The organism is Bradyrhizobium sp. LMG 9283 (assembly GCF_045571415.1).
Taxonomy (GTDB): domain Bacteria; phylum Pseudomonadota; class Alphaproteobacteria; order Rhizobiales; family Xanthobacteraceae; genus Bradyrhizobium.
In genome coordinates, this window is sequence record NZ_CP120691.1 from 3,655,412 (window position 1) to 3,667,518 (window position 12,107).

The following is a 12,107-nucleotide window of genomic DNA, read 5'->3' on the forward strand; positions in this document are numbered from 1 at the left end:
CGATATTCCCACTACCCGCAAGTGATAGATCACGCGGTATGGGTCCCGGCGTTCGCCGGGACGACACCGAACGTGGAGCTACAGGCTCGCTGCCACGCCTTCCGCCACCGGCCGGAAATTCGCAAAGTCCCAGCTGCGCCCCGGTGCCGCATCCAGCAACGCCTTGGTGTAGGCCTCCTTCGGATGCGTCAGCACTTCGGCGGCGGGGCCCTGCTCGACGACGCGGCCATGCTGCATCACCACGACCTCGTCGCAGATCTGCGCGGCGACGCGCAGGTCGTGGGTGATGAACAGGATCGCGATGCCGAGCCGCTTCTGGATCTCATCGAGCAGTTCCAGCACCTGCGCCTGCACCGAGACGTCGAGCGCGGAAACCGCTTCGTCCGCGACCAGCACGTCGGGATCGAGCGCAAGGGCGCGGGCGATCGCGATGCGCTGGCGCTGGCCGCCGGAGAACTGGTGCGGATAGCGCGACACCGCATCAGCCGGCAGGCCGACGAGCTCGAGCAGCTCGCGCGCTCGCTTCATCGCATCGGCGTGCGCGACGCCGTAATTGATCGGGCCCTCCGCGATGCTTTCTCCGACGGTGACGCGCGGGTTGAGCGAGCGGTAGGGATCCTGGAACACGATCTGGATCTTCTGCCGGTGCGGCTGGAGCAGGCGGCGCGAGATGTCGGCGATCTCGCGGCCGGCAAGGCGCACGCCGCCCGAGGTCGGATCGATCAGGCGGACGATGCAGCGCGCGACCGTCGACTTGCCCGAGCCGCTTTCGCCGACGATGCCGAGGGTACGGCCCTTGCGCAGCGTCAGCGTGACCTTGTCGGCGGCGACGACCTCACGGCCTTTGCCGAAGAAGGCGCGCTCCTTGTAGACCTTGCTGAGCTCGTTGGCTTCCAGCACGATCGGCTCGCGGCTCTCCTCGCGCGGCTGTCGCGGCACCAGGCTCGGCACCGAGGCGAGCAAGTTGCGGGTATACTCCATGGTGGGGTTGCGCAGCACGGTCTCGAGCGGCCCGGTCTCGACCAGGCGGCCTTGCCGCATCACCGCGACGCGATCGGCGATCTCGGCGACCACGCCCATGTCATGGGTGATGAACAGCACGGCAGTGCCGTGATCGCGCTGAAGGTCGCGGATCAGGGTCAGGATCTGCTTCTGCGTGGTGACATCGAGCGCGGTGGTCGGCTCGTCCGCGATCAAGAGCTTCGGCTCCAGCACCAGCGCCATCGCGATCATGATGCGCTGGCGCTGACCGCCGGAGAGGCGGTGCGGATAGGAGGCGAAGATGCGCTCGACCTGGGGCAGGCGAACCTGCTCCATCATGTCGAGGATGCGCTTTTTGCGCGCCTTCGCGTCGAGATCGGTATGGGCGCGCAGCACCTCGTCGATCTGGCGGCCGACCGGCACCACCGGATTGAGCGCGGTCATCGGCTCCTGGAAGATCATGGCCATCTGCGTCGCGCGCAGCTGGCGCAGCCGGCGGTCGGTCGCGGTGAGCAGCTCTTCGCCGACCAGCTTGATGCTGCCGCCGGTGGGAACCAGCGTGCCCTTCGGCAGCAGGCCCATCGTGGTGAGCGAGGTCACCGACTTGCCTGAGCCGCTTTCGCCGACGAGGCACAGCGTCTCGCGCTCGCGCACCTGGATCGAGATGCCGTCGATGATGTTGGCGCCTTTCGGCTTCTTGCCGACGGAAACGACGAGGTTGTTGATGTCGAGAACGGTGTTGGTCATTAGGTCACTCCGTCGTCATTGCGAGGAGCCCGCGACAAAATTGCAAAGCAATTTTGCGCTGGCGACGAAGCAATCCAGAGATATGTCCGCGGACGCAGACTGGATTGCTTCGCTTCGCTCGCAATGACGGAACAAGGGGCTAGGCCGGCGAGACAAATCACTTCCCCTCCCGCTGCTTCATGCGCGGATCGAGGGCGTCGCGGGCGGCATCGCCGATCAGGTTGATGCTGAGGATGGCGATCGAGAGCAAAAGGCCCGGCCAGAAGATCAACGAGGGCTTGATCTGGAAGTATTGGCGGCCCTCGGCCATGATGTTGCCCCAGGTCGGCGTCTCCGGCGAGATGCCGGCGCCGAGGAAGGAGAGGATCGCCTCGGTGAGGATCGCGGAGGCGCAGACATAGGTGCCTTGGACGATCAGCGGCGCGATCGTGTTCGGCATCAGATGCCGCCACATGATCTTCGGCAGGCTGGAGCCGACCGAGATCGCGGCCTCGACGTAAGGCTCCTCGCGCGCCGACAGCACGACGGAGCGGACCAATCGCGCCACGCGCGGGATCTCCGGAATGGTGATCGCGATCAGCACGGTCCAGATGCTGGCGCCGGACAGCGACACCACGGCGATCGCGAGCAGGATGCTCGGCATCGCCATCAGGCCGTCCATCACGCGCATCAGGACGGAATCGACCAGCTTGAAGAAGCCGGAGACGAGGCCGATCACGAGCCCGATGGCGATCGACAGGATCGCTGAGCCGATGCCGATCAGAAGCGAGATGCGGCCGCCATAGATCACGCGCGACAAGAGATCGCGTCCGTAAGCGTCGGTGCCGAGCAGGAATTGCGCCGAGGACGGCTTCAATCGCTGCGACGGCGCGAGCTGGATCGGATCATGCGGCGCGATCAGCGGCGCGACGATCGAGACCACCACGATGAGGGCGAGCAGGACCGTCGCCGTGGCGATGATTGGCGTCGAGGTGAGGAATCCGAAGCGCGGCCGCAGTGGCGACGTGATCGGAATGGACGACTGCGGAAGGGTATCGACCGACATGTGTGTTCTTATCCTTGCCTCAGTACCGGATCCGGGGATCGAGCAGGGTGTAGGCGACGTCGATGAGGAGATTGACGACGACATAGATCAGCGACGTCAGCAGGATCATCGCCTGGATCACCGGATAGTCGCGCGCCAGCACCGCATCCACGGTGAGGCGGCCGATGCCGGGGATGTTGAACACGCTCTCGGTGACGACGACGCCGGAGATCAGCAGCGCAAAGCCGGTGCCGATCACGGTGATCACGGGTACCGCGGCGTTGCGCAGCGCATGGCGCATCATCACCGCGACCTCGTTGATGCCCTTCGCACGCGCCGTTCGCACGTAATCCTCGCCGAGCACGTCGAGCATCGCCGCGCGCGTCATGCGCGCGATCAACGCGATGTAGATGAAGGACAATGCGCAGGTCGGCAGGATCATGCGCTCGAAGAACGGACCGAAGCCGTTAAAGATGCTGCGGAAGCCCTGCACCGGCACCCACCGCAACTCGATCGCGAAGACCTCGATCAGGACATAGCCGACCACGAACACCGGCACCGAGAAGCCGAGCACGGACAGGCCCATCACGAAGCGATCGATCCAGGTGCCGTGCTTCCAGGCCGCGATCACTCCCAAGGGAACGGCGACGACCACGGCGAGGATGATGGTCGACAGCGCGATCGAGATCGACGGCTCGACGCGCTGACCGATCATCTTCATCACCGGCAGGTTGGAGATCAGCGAGGTCCCGAGGTCGCCGTGCAGCAGCTTGTTCACCCAGGTGATGAACTGCACGATCAGCGGCTCGTTGAGGCCGAGCGAGGTGCGGATGCGCTCGAGCCGTTCCGGCGTCGCGTTGTCGCCGGCGAGAATCGCGGCGGGATCGCCGGGCGTCAGCCGCAGCAGCAGGAACACGAACAGCGCGACGACGCCCATCACGGGCACCGCGGCCAGAACGCGGCGAATAAGATAACCCAGCATGCACCTATCTCCGGCTGCGGAACTTGTGGCGCCTCGAGGCGCCCGTGAATTCTGTCGTGTCTATCATGCCTATCACTTGGACTGAAAAGGCCGCCCGGAGACGCCGTTCTCGGGGCAAATTGTGTGCCAAGGGCTGCGCTGTAGCAAGAGGCGGGCATGTCCCCGAAATCGTCCACTCAGGATGCATGTCGCAGTTCATGTTCAACCCCAAGTGAAGGCACGCTCGGCGGCGCATTGAGCCCGCGCCAGCCGTCGATGGTCTGGGCAATCATCTGCGCCGTCGCCGCCGACAGAGTCCAGCCGAGATGGCCGTGGCCGGTGTTGAAGAACACGCCCGGTATCCGCCCTGCGCGCACGACCGGCATCATGTTCGGCATCATCGGGCGCAGCCCCGCCCACGGCACGACGCGCGACGTTTCGACGGCGGGGAAGTTGCTGCGCACCCAGTCGATCAGCGGCTGCACGCGGTCGGCGCGGATGTCGCGATTGAAATCGTTGAACTCGGCGGTGCCGGCGACGCGAAAGCGATCGGCCCCGAGCCGGCTGGTAACGATCTTGGCTGCCTCGTCCAGCAGGCTCACGGTCGGAGTGGCGTTGCGGCTGTCGGCGGTGTCGAGCTGCACGGTGATCGAGTAGCCTTTCACCGGATAGACGTTGACGCGCTCGTCGAGCAGGGCAGCGAAATGACGGCTCGCAACGCCCGCGCAGACCACGACGCCGTCCGCCTTCAGCATGCCGCGCGGGGATGTGGCTGCATCGCTCGCGGCAAGATCCGCCCAGCCGAGGACGAAGCCGCCGCCGGCACGCGCGATCGAATCGATGTTGACTTCGTGGATGAAGGTCGCGCCACGCCGCTTGCAGGCTTCCGCCAGCCCGCGGGTGAACTTGTGGATATCGCCGGTCGCATCCGACGGCGTGTAGAAGCCGCCATAATAGTCCCTGCGCAGTGTCGGCTCGATCGCGCGGATTTCCTCCGGCGTCACCGGGCGGCGGTCGAGACCGCCTTCCTGCAGCAGGGCATTGACGCGCAGACCGGATTCAAAGCCGGCCTTGTCACGGTAGATGTGGAGGATGCCGCGGCGTTCGACATCGAAGTCGATTCCTTCGCGCGCAGCGATGTCGAACAGATGCCTGCGTGCTTCGATCGCGAGCCGCGTGGTCTCAATCGTGTTGGCCCGGTAGTTGCCGATGTTGGCGACGAACTCGCTCACCCAGGAATATTTGTGCCAGTTGGGCCGTGGGTTCATCAGCAGCGGCGCGTCCCGCCGGAACATCCAGCGCAGACCTTTCAGGATCGTCGCAGTGCTGTTCCAGACCTCGGCATTCGATGCGGAGAGCTGTCCGCCATTGGCGAAGGACGTCTCCATCGCAGCGTAGCGGTGCTTATCGAGCACCGTCACCTCAAAACCGCGTTCGAGCAGGGCATAGGCAGTCGTCACGCCGGTGATGCCGGCGCCGATGATGGCGATATGGGTCATGGCAGGCTTTGTCCCGTGAGTTAGGATTGGCTGACCGCCGGCCAAAGGCCGTTGGCGGCGCCCCATCTGTCACGGTACCTGAGAGCTTGATCCACTGCGGCTCCTGCAGCGGACTATCCCCTTCGGTGGACATCACGATCGACTTCAATCGTGCGGTCTCTCTCCAGATCGTCCTGACGAAACGGTCCTTTTGCCTGAGAGTTTCCGGGGCGGTTGCTCCGTCGGCGCCGCAACGAAAGCTGAAAGCCTTCGTTGCGATCTCTCCCGCATCGTCGCGTGGACGGCCGAGCAGTACGATACGCCTCATTTTTGGACAAGGCTAAATTTCGACCGCGATTGCCAATGCATTGTGCAGTGCGAAGTTGGAAGCCGAGTCATTCCGGGCGCGCGCAGCGCGACCGGGAATCTCGAGATTCTATGGTGCGCAATTGCGCACCATAGTTCGATGCTGTCGCATCGCCCCGGAATGACGAGTGTTACTACTCCAGCGTCGCCAGCAATCCCGCCATCAGGCGCCCACGCTCGACCAGGCTATCGATCTCGATGAACTCCTCCAGCGTGTGGCCATTGCCGCCGCGCACGCCGAGACCGTCGAGCGTGGGGATTCCCATCGCGCCGGTGAAGTTGCCGTCGGAGCCGCCGCCGGAGCTTGCATGCGGTAATTCCGCGCCGAGGGATTTGGCGATGCCGCGCGCCTTTTCATACAGCGCCATGGTGCCGGCATCCGGCTCCCAGACTGGCCGCGTCACGCCGCGCGTCACCTTGAAGGTGACGTCGTTGTTGGTGCCCGACAGCGCCAGCATCCGCTCGACACCGCGGTCGAGATCGGCCTGACGCTTGGCCATCGACAGCGCTTCGCCTGTCGCGGTCGTGGCAACGCAATTGACCCATTGGCCGCCGTGGACGACGCCGACCGAGAAGGTGCAATCCTCCGTCGTCATCGCGTCGATCGCGAGGATCTGCCGCGCCATCTCGCGGATCGCCGAACGTCCCGCCGACAGCGTCGCGCCGGCGTGGCTCGGCCGTCCCGTCGCCTCGAGATTGAAGCGTGCGATGGCGTAACGTCCGGTGGTGACGCCGTTGTCGGCGCGGCCGGGCTCCGGCACCAGCACGTATTTGTTGCGTGCGGCTTCCGCCTCGATGATGTCGCGCGTGGAGGGCGTGCCGACTTCCTCATCCGGCGTGAACAGCACCGTGACCGGCAGCGGCGTCGTGAACGACGCGCGCGCCAGCTGGCGGATCGCTTCCAGCGATAGATAATTTCCGCCCTTCATGTCGTAGATGCCGGGCCCGTAGCACTTGTTGCCCTCGCGCCGCCATTTCAGCTTCTCGATGGTGCCGACCGGGTGAACGGTATCCATGTGTCCGGCGATCAGGATTCCCGGCTCTCCCTGCTTCGGATGGGGAAAGCGCGCGCGGATGACGCCGCCAAAGCCCTGGCGGCCGGCGATGCGCTCGATCGTCGCACCCATGATCGCCATATCCCGCGCTGCGATATCGAGCATGCGGTTCACCGCGTTCGGGTCCCAGGTCGGGCTCTCGCATTCCACCCAGGTGCGCAGGCCCTCGAGCATGGCCTCGGAATCGAAGGGAAGATTGGCTGGATTCATCTTAATGTCTCTCAAGCTGCGAAAGATGGAACGCGCATTGCATCAGCGCGGGGCAGGACAAGCGGAGAGCGTTGTAGAGCTAAACTGATCTTTGTGGAGCCCGTGCGCGCGCCGCGAGGGCTTGCGACGAAACCGGATTGACGCGCTCAACACTGTCTGCAAGTCTCGAAAAGATAAAGGCATTGCATGAAGTTAGTTCATCCAATGAACGAGCCGCATGCTCAATCAATAGCCTGCCTTTGAACAGTTTCACGTCAGGAGAACCTTCTATGTTCCACTTCACGCGCCGGGGGCCTCGCGCATTCGCCTCCAAACTTGCGCTGTCGGTCGTCGCGCTTTCGACCGCGCTGGCTTCGCCAGTGCTTGCGGCCGGCAAGACCCTCACGGCGGTGATGCATTCGGATCTGCGCATCATCGATCCGATCTTCACCACGGCCTACATCACGCGTGACCATGGCTACATGGTTTACGACACGCTGGTCGCAACGGATTCGAATTTCAAGATCCAGCCGCAGATGGCGGACTGGAAGATCTCCGACGACAAGCTCACCTACACTTTCACCCTGCGCGAGGGCCTGAAGTGGCATGACGGCACGCCGGTGACGGCGGAGGACTGCGTCGCCTCGCTGAAGCGCTGGGCTGCGGTCGACGGCATGGGCCAGAAGCTCATGGACTTCACCGCGAGCATCGAGGCGACCGACGCCAAGACCATCACCTTGAAGCTGAAAGAGCCCTACGGCCTGGTGCTCGACTCCATCGGCAAGCCGTCCTCGCGCGTCGCTTTCATGATGCCGAAGCGCCTTGCGGAGACGCCGCCGGACAAGCAGATCCCGGAACAGATCGGCTCGGGTCCGTTCAAGTTCGTGCAGGGCGAATTCCAGCCGGGCGTGAAGGCGGTCTATGTCAAGAACACCGACTACGTGCCGCGCAAGGAGCCGGCGAGCTGGACCTCTGGCGGCAAGGTGGTGAAGGTGGACCGCGTCGAGTGGATCACCATGCCGGACTCGCAGACCGCGGTGAACGCGCTGCAGTCGGGCGACATCGATTTCATGGAAAATCTGCCTTACGACATGCTGCCGGTGCTGGAAGCGAACAAGGAGCTCACGATCGAGGTCTCCAATAAGTTCGGTTTCCAGACCCTCGGCCGCATGAACTTCCTCTATCCGCCGTTCGACAACGTGAAGGTGCGTCGGGCCGCCTTGCTGGCGATGAACCAGAAGGACGTTCTCGATGCGCTGGTCGGCAATGCGAAGTATCAGAAGATCTGTGGTGCCTTCTTCGTGTGTGGCACGCCGCTGGCGACCGAGGTTGGTGCCGAGACCCTCGTCAAGGGCAACGGCATGGCCGAAGCGAAGAAGGCGCTCGCCGAATCCGGCTATGACGGCACCCCGGTCGTGATCATGGCCCCTGGCGACGTCACGACGCTGAAGGCGCAGCCGATCGTTGCGGCCCAACTTCTGCGCGAGGCCGGCTTCAAGGTCGACCTTCAAGCGACCGACTGGCAGACGGTGGTGAGCCGCCGCGCCAGCCAGAAGCCGCCGAAGGAGGGCGGCTGGAACATGTTCTTTACCAACTGGGTCGCGGCCGATGTCTCCAACCCGATCGCCAATCTCTCGATCGGCGGCCAGGGCAAGAAGGGCGGCTGGTTCGGCTGGGCGGAGGACGCCAAGATCGAGCAGCTCAAGGACGCGTTCGTCCGCGCACCCTCGCTCGACGAGCAGAAGAAGATCGCGGCTGACATCCAGAAGGAAGCTTATGAGCAGGTCATCTACATCCCGCTCGGGCAGTACCTCCTGCCGAGCGGCTGGCGCAAATCGCTGACCGGTGTGCTCGACGGTCCGGCGACGCCGCTCTTCTGGAACATTGACAAGTCGGAGTAAGCGGGGGGCATCCTCGCCGCCTTTACCCCGATCACTATGCGGCGCCGCTGATATCAGCGGCGCCGCTGCTTTTTCTTGGCCCGGCGTCGGCTCAGAAGGCGCGGGGCTTTTAACCCTTCCAATGTCCAATCATTGCTATTTGTTTCAATCTTGAAATAGATGTCTCGTCCTCACGTATCATTTTCCCTTCTTCAATCTGCTTCCCGTGCCGATCGATTTTCCATTCCAGGCGATGGCCGAACGGTCCGATCGCGCACCGGCGCGTTGGCGACGGCCTTTCCTGCGTTGGCTCGATGGCGTCGAGGCGGGCTGGGCCGTGCCGCTTCTCATCGCCTGCTTCGTGGCGATCTGGATGCTCTATCTGGCGATTGCCTATGCCGGCGGTGGCCTGCACCCTGATACCCTCGAAGCCTGGACGTTGGGGCGGGATTTCGCCTGGGGCTATCACAAGCATCCGCCGCTGATGGGTTGGGTTGCCGCTGGCTGGACCTCCGTCTTCCCGCTCAGCGACTGGTCGTTGCAGTTGATGGCGATGGCCAATGCCGGCCTTGCACTGATCTTCGTCGACCGGATCGCCCGGCAATTCGTGACCGGACACAAGCGCATCCTGGTGCTCTTGCTCCTGATGCTGACGCCGGCCTATCAATTTCATGCCCAGCGCTTCAATGCCAATTCGGTGCTGCTGGCGACTTGGCCGCTGGCAACCTGGTGCTTCCTGCGCGCATTCGAGACGCGCGCCTGGCCGTGGGCGATCGCGGTAGGATGTACGACCGCGCTGGCGATGGTCGGCAAATATTATTCGATTTTTCTCGTCGCGAGCTTCGCATTTGCCGCGCTGGCGCACCCGGCGCGGCGCGCCTATTTCAGCTCCGCTTCGCCATGGATTTCGGTCGTCGTCGGGCTCGCGGCGCTGGCGCCTCACGTTTATTGGCTCGCGACCACGGGCGCGTCGACCTTCACCTACGCGTTGGCGCACGCCAACGGCAACGTCGCGAGCTCACTCGGCGAGGCGAGAAACTTTTTGCTGGGGCTGGCGGCGGCGATCAGCATATCGGCCGTGCTCTGGGTGCTGATCGCAGGAACGCGCTTGAAGCAGTTTCCCGCCGACTTCGTGGCCATGAGCCCGGGCCTGCGGCTACTGTTCTACGTCACGATTGGCACGATCGTGCTGCCGGTGCTGACGTCGCTTCTCATCGGCACCGATCTGCCGTCGCTGTGGGCCTTGCAGGGACTGTTCCTGTTCGCCGTTCTCGTGGTCTGCGGCGCGAGCTATCCGATCGAGCGCTTCCACACGGTGAACCTCACAGTGATCGTTGCCGGCGCTGCGCTCGCCGCCGTCCTGATCGCAGCGCCGATCCATGCCACCTATCGCAACAATCACGGCTATGAAGAGGGACGGAATTTTTACGCGCAGGCGGCCAGCGAGTTGACGCGCGAGTGGCGCGAGCAGACCGGTGAGCCGCTGAGCGCGGTCAGCGGCGACGACGCGCTTGCCTTCGCGACCGCGTTCTACAGCCCTGATCATCCGCATTACGCGCGGCCGTTCGAATACCAATACACTTGGGGCCTGCCGCGCAAAAAGACGCTGGACCGCGGCTGGGCCGCACTCTGTTTTCGCGGGCAGGAATATTGCAACCGCTGGATCGAACGGGTGTCCGCCCGCGGTGGGCATTTCGTCAGGCGCGAATTCACCGTGCGGGCCTCCCTGTGGGGCCAGCCTGGTTTATCTCGAGAGGTGATCTTGCTGATGGCGCTCCCCGAGGGAGGCCCGCTGCCGGCCAGCGCTGCGGATGATTTCAGCGCCAGCCGGCGAGGCACCGAATAGGCTTCGTGTTCAGCAGTGGCTGTCGCGCACCTGCTCGAGCCCCTCGCTCGCAAGAGGCGTGGTGAATGGCGCCTGCTCAGCGCGCGGTTCGGAACGTTCCGTCTTCTGCCGTTCTACCTCGCCTTGCCCTTCGCGGTGTTCCAGTTCCATTGCAGCATCCTCTAGAATTGCTGCAGGACAACATCGCGGCCGCCGCGTGGTTCCTTAGCCGACGGGACGATGATGCGGCTTGAACAGCCGTCCCTTCTCCACCACCAGCACGATCGCAAGCGCAGCGAGCGTCGACAGGAAGAAGCCGACGGAGAATGGCAGCAGCGTGCCGTCGAAGCTCTGTCCGATCGCCATGCCGACCACGATTCCGATCAGCGTCGTGATCGAGCCGTAGAGCGAGGAGGCGGTGCCGGCGATGTGGCCCTGCGGCTCCATGGCGAGCGCGGTGAAGTTCGCGACCATCATGCCGAATGAGAACATCATCAGGGCGGAGAGCACCATGAACAGGGCAAGCGGCAGCACGCCGAGAATTTCCGTCAGCAGCATCACGGCGGCGACGATCGTGTAGAGCGCCAGCGCCCCGTGCGAGATCACGCGCATGCCGAGCCGCCCGACCAGCCTCGCATTGAGGAACCCGGCGATCGCAGTGCCGGCCGCAATCGCGGCGAAGGCCAGCGGGAAGTAGTGGCCGAGGTGATAGATGCCGGTGAAGACCTGCTGGGCGCAGAAGACATAGGCGAACAGTGCGCCGATGATGCTGCCGGCCGCCGTGGCATAGCCGATGGTCTGGCGATTGGTCACGGTCTGGCGGAAGGCCGCGAGCACGTCGGCGGGCGCCAGCGACCTGCGCTCGGACTCGGGAAGGGTTTCAGGCAGCCGCAGCACGCACCACGCGAGCGCGAGCAGGCCGTAGAGCATCAGCACCACGAAGATGCCGCGCCACGCCGTCACCAGCAGCACCGCCTGTCCGAACGAGGGGGCGACCACGGGCACCGCGATGAACACCATCATCGCGAGCGACATCACGCTCGCCATGCGGCGGCCGACATAGCAGTCGCGCACGATCGAGGTCGCGATCACGCGCGTCGCCGAGGTGCCGAGCCCCTGGAGCGCACGCGCCAGCAGCAGCGTCTCGAACGAGGGCGCCGCGACCGCCAGCACGCTCGCCACCGCATAGACTGCCATGCCGCCGAGCAGCACCGGCCGGCGGCCGAAGCGGTCCGACAGGGGTCCCATGACGAACTGGCCGGCACCGAAGCCGATCAGGAAGGTCGACAACACCAGCTGAAGATGGTTCGCGACGGGAATCTTGAAGGCGGTGCCGATGTTGGGCAGTGCCGGCAGCATCATGTCCATCGCGAGCGGATTGAGCGCCATGATGGACGCGATCACGATGACGAATTCTGGAAAACCCATCGGGCGGTGTCCCGAGGACACCCAATCGTCGGCATTGACGTCAGACAAGAAACTTCCCCCTGAATCGAGCGACTTTATCTATCGTCGATGTTGCGTTGCACAACCCATGTTTCGGGATGGCTGACAGGCGGAGCAGGGGCGGACAAAAATTGGTGAGGGGGCCGCCCGGGACG

9 protein-coding genes and 2 riboswitches are annotated in these 12,107 nt (G+C 64.2%); of the genes, 2 read left to right on the top strand and 7 right to left on the bottom strand.

What is annotated here, in order from left to right; all coding sequences use genetic code 11:
• Window positions 1-78 precede the first annotated feature (78 nt).
• From P6U29_RS17050 to P6U29_RS17070, 5 genes are all read right to left on the bottom strand, one after another.
• The gene (locus P6U29_RS17050; protein WP_407118643.1) at window positions 79-1,728 is read right to left on the bottom strand and encodes an ABC transporter ATP-binding protein; all 1,650 of its coding nucleotides are present in this window, start codon (window positions 1,726-1,728) and stop codon (window positions 79-81) included.
• Between the two features lie 157 nt (window positions 1,729-1,885).
• On the bottom strand, window positions 1,886-2,773 hold the full coding sequence (locus tag P6U29_RS17055) for an ABC transporter permease (protein ID WP_407118644.1): 888 nt from the start codon (window positions 2,771-2,773) through the stop codon (window positions 1,886-1,888).
• A gap of 19 nt (window positions 2,774-2,792) precedes the next feature.
• On the bottom strand, window positions 2,793-3,734 hold the full coding sequence (locus P6U29_RS17060; protein ID WP_407118645.1) for an ABC transporter permease: 942 nt from the start codon (window positions 3,732-3,734) through the stop codon (window positions 2,793-2,795).
• 176 nt (window positions 3,735-3,910) lie between these two features.
• Window positions 3,911-5,212: a D-amino acid dehydrogenase gene (locus tag P6U29_RS17065; protein WP_407118646.1), complete on the bottom strand. Its 1,302-nt coding sequence runs from the start codon at window positions 5,210-5,212 to the stop codon at window positions 3,911-3,913.
• Window positions 5,213-5,276: 64 nt separating this feature from the next.
• A riboswitch (glycine riboswitch) is annotated at window positions 5,277-5,381 on the bottom strand.
• Window positions 5,382-5,384: 3 nt separating this feature from the next.
• A riboswitch (glycine riboswitch) is annotated at window positions 5,385-5,489 on the bottom strand.
• Window positions 5,490-5,691: 202 nt separating this feature from the next.
• Window positions 5,692-6,822: a M20/M25/M40 family metallo-hydrolase gene (locus tag P6U29_RS17070; RefSeq protein ID WP_407118647.1), complete on the bottom strand. Its 1,131-nt coding sequence runs from the start codon at window positions 6,820-6,822 to the stop codon at window positions 5,692-5,694.
• 269 nt (window positions 6,823-7,091) lie between these two features.
• Here P6U29_RS17070 and P6U29_RS17075 point away from each other — a divergent pair, with 269 nt between their 5' ends.
• Window positions 7,092-8,702 carry an ABC transporter substrate-binding protein gene (locus tag P6U29_RS17075; RefSeq protein WP_407118648.1) on the top strand — a complete coding sequence of 537 codons (1,611 nt, stop codon included), beginning with the start codon at window positions 7,092-7,094 and terminating at the stop codon, window positions 8,700-8,702.
• Between the two features lie 232 nt (window positions 8,703-8,934).
• Complete coding sequence (locus P6U29_RS17080; RefSeq protein WP_407119347.1) at window positions 8,935-10,527, top strand: glycosyltransferase family 39 protein; 1,593 nt, start codon at window positions 8,935-8,937, stop codon at window positions 10,525-10,527.
• A 9-nt stretch (window positions 10,528-10,536) separates the two neighbouring features.
• On the opposite strand, the gene P6U29_RS17085 is transcribed toward P6U29_RS17080, so the two are convergent.
• Both P6U29_RS17085 and P6U29_RS17090 read right to left on the bottom strand, forming a co-directional pair.
• Window positions 10,537-10,677 carry a hypothetical protein gene (locus P6U29_RS17085; RefSeq protein WP_407118649.1) on the bottom strand — a complete coding sequence of 47 codons (141 nt, stop codon included), beginning with the start codon at window positions 10,675-10,677 and terminating at the stop codon, window positions 10,537-10,539.
• A gap of 54 nt (window positions 10,678-10,731) precedes the next feature.
• The gene (locus P6U29_RS17090) at window positions 10,732-11,982 is read right to left on the bottom strand and encodes a multidrug effflux MFS transporter (protein WP_407118650.1); all 1,251 of its coding nucleotides are present in this window, start codon (window positions 11,980-11,982) and stop codon (window positions 10,732-10,734) included.
• Between the last annotated feature and the right edge of the window lie 125 nt (window positions 11,983-12,107).